The organism is Mesorhizobium sp. M1A.F.Ca.IN.020.03.2.1 (assembly GCF_004023205.1).
Lineage (GTDB): Bacteria > Pseudomonadota > Alphaproteobacteria > Rhizobiales > Rhizobiaceae > Mesorhizobium.
Map to the genome: position 1 here is coordinate 1 of NZ_RZSV01000297.1, position 5682 is coordinate 5682.

The window sequence follows — 5682 nt, forward strand, 5'->3', positions numbered from 1 at the left end:
TGTTTGACGCGCTCATCCGCGTAGGACAGCGACGCCATGGCAAAGGGCGAGTTCGGCGGCAGCCTGAACTGCGGCCGCTCCGGCACGATCGGCCCGAAATCCGGCAGCACGACTTCGCTGGCGCCCTGCGCCTGCCCTGACATCGCCGGTTGCGCGGCAGGCTGCTCCGACAGACCCGACTGCGTGGCAAAAGCCTGCCCGGAACTGGTCAGCTGGCCGGGGAACGGCACGGCCGCTGGAGGTGCATCGCTCATCGACAGGCTGGGCGACGGGCCGTTCATGGCCACCATCACGCCCGTCGGCAGGCCGTCGGACGGATCGGGCCGCCTGCTGCCGGGACGGTAGGAAGCCATCAGATACTGGTCGTCATTGCCGTCGAGAGGCGCCCGGCCGACATATTCGACCTTCACCCTTGCCGTGCCGACCTTGCCATAGTCGAGCATTTGCGCGGCACGTTCCGAGACGTCGATGATGCGGCCCTCATGATATGGGCCGCGGTCGTTGACGCGGACGATAATCGAACTGCCGGTCTCGAGATTGGTGACGCGTGCATAGCTCGGCAGCGGCATTGTCGGGTGCGCCGCCGTCAGTTGCATCGTGTCATAGACTTCGCCATTGGCGGTCAGCCGGCCGTGGAAGGCATCGCCATACCAGGAAGCCAGGCCAACCTTGGCGTACTTCTTATCTTCCTTGGGATAGTACCACCTGCCGCGCACCTGGTACGGCTTGCCGAGCTGGTCGCGGCCGCCGCCGCGCCGCATGAAGGCAACGCGCGGGCTCGCCTTCACGCCATATTCGGACTCGGCGAAATATTCCTTGGAGCGCGGCCGCTTGTCGACCATGCCTTTCGGTTGCGGCGTCGACGTACAGCCGGCAAGCAGCACCGCCGAGAGGGCGCACAGCACGAAGGCAGGAGCGCGACGAAGACGCGGGCGCGCCGAGGTCTGCATGTTTTCGATTGTCCCCTACAGTCTCGCCGCCATCAATCGGAGCCAAGCGCCCCCGAATGCAGCAACACCTTGATCCCCAATATCTTTGTGCACAGGAAATGTTTATTACGATGTTAATCGATTATGGCCGGAACCGGGCGAGATTATGGCGGGGAAAAAACTCCGGCGAGGATGAGCCTTGCGTGGATGAGCGCCGGATGGAGGGGCAGCTTTTTGGAGGGGGACTTCCATTTCCAACCGGCGCTCACAGCGCTGGAATTGCCCGCGCCAACCAGGAGTTTAGCATGGGCGTCCGCAAGGCCTGCCTAGATCGAACGGATGAACTCGGCTCATCCATATGAGCAGTGGTTTCACGGATCAGTTTGGGAGACGCTATCGCGCCTTAGCCGGAGGCGTTGCCTTCGGACTGGACAAGAAGACGCCCACCACGTTTTCCGTAGCGGGCGCTAGTTCGGGAGGAAGTGAGAGACGCTCGCGGTCTGGGTCGTCCCCTTGCCCCGCTAAGGACGGTACGCCTCGTTTGGCTGGATAATAAGCGCGCTAAGGTTGAGCCGCCGCATATTCTGGTTGCGTGACATTTTCGCCACAGACATAAAAGCGCCCGGCCAACCAGGCAGCCGGGCAATGCATCGTCTGTCCCGACCGCAGGAAGGCACGTCGCGGTGGTTGACGCAGCCCTGACCGCCGCACTACAGCAATGAAGCGCTAACCGGTCGCAAATGCCTCGGCGTCAAGTTTGCGCCGACCATTGAAAATTGACCGATAGCGACGATCGTAAGTGGTTGAAAGACCATGCTGGAGGGATGGCCGAGCGGTTTAAGGCACCGGTCTTGAAAACCGGCGTGGGCGCAAGCTCACCGTGGGTTCGAATCCCACTCCCTCCGCCACAATTCCCAACCCGATCGGCATATCATCTCCTGCATGGCCACCGTTTCGCTGCAGACGGCCATCTGCCCCAATCCTGCTTTGCGTTATTGGTCCGGCGAGCTTTGGTTGCGTGCCGTACCCACTCGATTGTCCTGCCAGATTCAGCTGACGGAACGAGATGGCTGTTTTCGCGTTGTGCGCCATGTCTCTCGAAGACCACATCAGCATGGCGCAGCGTCATGTTCGACATGGCGAGCGGCACATTGCGCGTCAGCACGAGCGGATTGCCCGCTTGAGAACCAACAGGCTGCCGACAGTGGATGCGTTGAGGTTCCTGAGCCTGTTGGAAGAGGTTCACGCTTTGCAGCGGGAGCACCTGTCCCGACTGCTGTCGAAATCGGCCGGATCCAAAGTAGTCTCGGAGCTTTCGGCGAAGACGCAGGTGGCAGAGGGCGGGAGAGACGCGATTTCCATTCCGGACCCCATCGTCCGGCTCGCGCTGGAGCTCGAACAAGAGCTTAACAGCGTCAAATTGAAGTGGCTGACCGCCAAGCCTCCGAGGGGCAAGCTTCACTAGCTGGCTCCGGCAGGTTGGCGGCTCTGCCGCGTCCTTTCGTGCGCTGAGGCCCCTTTAAGCTACTACGCCATCAACTTCTTGATATGTACCGGCCACATCAGCACAAGCGTATGTTTATCGGCAGCCGGTGCTGTGTCTCGCCCCCGAGCCCACCGGTCAGGCCCGGCGTTTGCTGGCCTACCCCGCCAGCCTGCCGGGCCGCCCGGCGTCAGGCAATGGCGTCAAGGTTTCTTGTCCAGTGGAGAACACCGATCTCAGGAGCGCACCAGACTCATGACCTCACGGTCGGCGGCTTGCGCCCCTCAGCCGCACGTTGCCGGGCGGGCAGCGGACACACCGCTGGAGGACAGCCGACACAAAGCGGCGGCACGCCGGCAAAATTCTATTAGCTTTAACTAATTGTAGACCCGCGCTGTCCTATTCTGGGACAGCGCGGGTAGCGCCCACTCCCGCGCCGGCGGCTCCGGCAGGCCCAGCACCCCCCGCCCTCTGTCGGGGCCGCCACCTGACTTTGCTTTATACCAGCGATGGTTGAATCAACCGTTACCACACGTGCCTACCAACGAGCTTTCGTGATCGTTAAATTTTGATGGATCGGAGGATTCCCATCTCACCAGAACTGATCTAGTCTTGCAGGTCGAAGAAATCGCGGGTGGCAACCTATGGAAGCGATGTTCGACGACCTTGCGGCTGCTGTCAGGCAGCCCCGAACAGATATTTATACGGCTGTGCGCGCGTTCGCCCTGGACTTCGCCAGCAAGCTCTTTTTAGGGGTCGCCGTGGGGGTTGGCATCGGTATCGGACTAGCTATCGCTCGCTAAGTCACCAGGAAAGTGCCGGCGGCTGCGCAAAGTCCGCGTAGGTCGCCCTGCTATCCGCTTGCTGTAGCATACCGCGATCGGTGTAGGGTTACCCACTATATTAGCAATAGCCTCCAATCTGACACGAACTTACCATTGGACGTTTTCGGGCGCCGTGGGGAGTTCCAATGCGCATTATTCTTGCTCTGGCCGCACTCACGGCCTGTTTCTCCGTATGGGATCATCTTGCAAACCACGGAACCTATAGCGCTACCCTGCAGCGAAACATTTTTGGTAAAGTGCTTTCCGGCTAACGGCCTTCCCACCGGGGCCGGTTTCCATCGTCAGGCAGGTCGACACAGTTTTTATGTTCGCTTGCTCAGTTAAATGCTCTGCGCCCTTTTGCGTTAATCCAAGCAGCAGTCGGCCCGACAATTCCGCCGGAAGGTCGAAAAATACATCATAGACCATCCATTGGTCACACGGATCCGATAAGCAGGTAAACCTCATCACTGACGGTTCTTCGTTTTAGTATTCCAACGCAAATCTGTTCGGCGGCTGAGCCTGCGAAACCGGGCAGGATTGTGCTCCAGCACTTTGAAAGCACAATACTGCCGCCCGACGAGGAGAAAAAGAGGCTCTACAGTCCCTGCTCTATACGACCCAAGTCTGACAGGTTCTTGACAGTTCTTCGGCAGCGGAGATCGTTTCATCGCGGACCCCGGAACAATGGCAATAGCCCAGTCGCCGAAGCCCGAGATTGGCTTGTGCCGCATGGCTGGCCTGGCCGAGCCGGCACCCATGTCACAAGCGCGTGCGTTTGGTTGATTTCTCAGACAGAATATGCTGCTTGTCGCGCCCATGAAAAAGCTCTGCCTGATGGTTCTGGCGCCTCTGGCGCTGGCCTGGCCGGCCAAGGCGATGGACAACGCACTTCGTGCCGGCCTGCTGAAACTCGATCCGCAGACTCGTCTCGAACAGCGTTGCGACGCCGAGGTGCTCGACCGGATTAGCCACGACGATCGCAAATTCAAGGCCGACCGTGTGGTGGCCTATGCCTTCGCCACGCCCCAGATGAGCGCCGACGCGATCAGGAGCCCCGGCGCCGCCTTTCGCAGCAAGGGTCAATGGTTCCGGCTGAAGTTCAAGTGCCAGACTGCGCCCGACCACATGCAGGTGCTGCAGTTGCTCTACAAGATCGGTGACGAGATCCCGGAAACCGACTGGGCAAAATACAATCTTTACGATTGACCGACTGCCGCGGTCGGTTGCGCGCAAATCGGCCTTTCGAGTGCAAACTCATTTGAACCCAATGGAACCAGACGAGCGGCAACCGCTTGTTTCGTGAGTTCTCTTGACGTGCAGGAACCATGCACGTAGAGCAATTCCAGGAAAGGCGCGCAGCCGTTTTTCCCGCCGGAATTGCGTGAAAACAAAGACTTAGAACGCGATCGCATCAATCGGTGAATCGCTCCGGCGTTAGAACACTCGAAGATCGACATTTCGCAAAACAGGAAGGCTCCAGACGATGGATATTTTCAGCGCCGCAAGCCTGACTGCCCTTGTCCAGGTCATCGCGATCGACCTAGTGCTTGCGGGCGACAATGCCATCGTCATTGGACTGGCGGCCGCCGGCCTGCCGACGGAGCAGCGCAAAAAGGCCATTCTGATCGGCGTGGTGGCAGCGACGGTGCTGCGCATCCTGTTCGCGGCGGTTACCGTCAAGCTGCTTGCAATCGTCGGACTGTTGCTCGCCGGTGGCATCCTGCTGTTATGGGTATGCTGGAAGATGTATCGCGAGCTGCGCACCTCCCATGCCGACGAGCACGAGGCGACGGAGGCGCTCGCCAATTCCGATCTCGACAGCGACAAGGCGGTTGCCGGCAAGGCGCCGCGCAAGACGCTTGGCCAGGCGGCGCTGCAGATCGTCGTCGCAGACGTGTCGATGTCGCTGGACAACGTGCTGGCCGTCGCCGGCGCCGCGCGTGATCATTTCTGGGTGCTGATCGTCGGCCTCGTGCTGTCGATCGGCTTGATGGGCCTTGCCGCCAGCTTCATTGCGCGGCTGCTGCACCGTTACCGTTGGATTGCCTATATCGGCCTGCTGATCATCCTCTATGTCGCGCTAGACATGGTCTACAGGGGCACGATGGAAATCTGGCCGCATGTCAACAACGCGGTGAGCTGACTGCCGCCACCTGACGCGGGCTTTGGCCGGCCACTGATCTGGCCTCGCATTGCGTTTTGCCGCAACAAGGACCAGCCCATACCAATGCCGCAATTAGTGTGGTATGGCGCCGCCGATCCCGAAAAACCTGGAAAAGCTTATGTCTGCCCCTCGTGTCAGTTTCGTCAGCCTTGGATGCCCGAAGGCGCTCGTCGATTCCGAGCGCATCATCACGCGGCTCCGCGCTGAAGGCTACGAGATCGCCCGCAAGCATAATGGCGCCGACCTCGTTGTCGTCAACACATGCGGCTTTCTCGACTC

General features: G+C 60.1%; 5 protein-coding genes, 1 tRNA gene and 1 pseudogene. 6 read left to right on the top strand and 1 reads right to left on the bottom strand.

Annotated elements, in window-relative coordinates:
- Positions 1-950 (bottom strand): septal ring lytic transglycosylase RlpA family protein (locus tag EOA79_RS28790; RefSeq protein WP_164893984.1); only part of this gene is annotated, 950 nt, incomplete at its 3' end.
- A gap of 797 nt (positions 951-1747) precedes the next feature.
- On the opposite strand from EOA79_RS28790, the gene EOA79_RS28795 reads away from it, so the two are divergent.
- The 6 genes and pseudogenes from EOA79_RS28795 to EOA79_RS28815 form a co-directional block, all read left to right on the top strand.
- Positions 1748-1837: transfer RNA gene (locus EOA79_RS28795), tRNA-Ser, on the top strand.
- A 158-nt stretch (positions 1838-1995) separates the two neighbouring features.
- Positions 1996-2394: a hypothetical protein gene (locus tag EOA79_RS28800; RefSeq protein WP_095800717.1), complete on the top strand. Its 399-nt coding sequence runs from the start codon at positions 1996-1998 to the stop codon at positions 2392-2394.
- Positions 2395-3056: 662 nt separating this feature from the next.
- Complete coding sequence (locus tag EOA79_RS33020) at positions 3057-3215, top strand: hypothetical protein (RefSeq protein ID WP_164748299.1); 159 nt, start codon at positions 3057-3059, stop codon at positions 3213-3215.
- An 822-nt stretch (positions 3216-4037) separates the two neighbouring features.
- On the top strand, positions 4038-4445 hold the full coding sequence (locus EOA79_RS28805) for a DUF930 domain-containing protein (protein WP_066989790.1): 408 nt from the start codon (positions 4038-4040) through the stop codon (positions 4443-4445).
- Between the two features lie 277 nt (positions 4446-4722).
- Complete coding sequence (locus EOA79_RS28810) at positions 4723-5382, top strand: TerC family protein (RefSeq protein WP_067320072.1); 660 nt, start codon at positions 4723-4725, stop codon at positions 5380-5382.
- Between the two features lie 139 nt (positions 5383-5521).
- Positions 5522-5682: pseudogene (locus EOA79_RS28815) on the top strand (30S ribosomal protein S12 methylthiotransferase RimO); the annotation flags it as partial.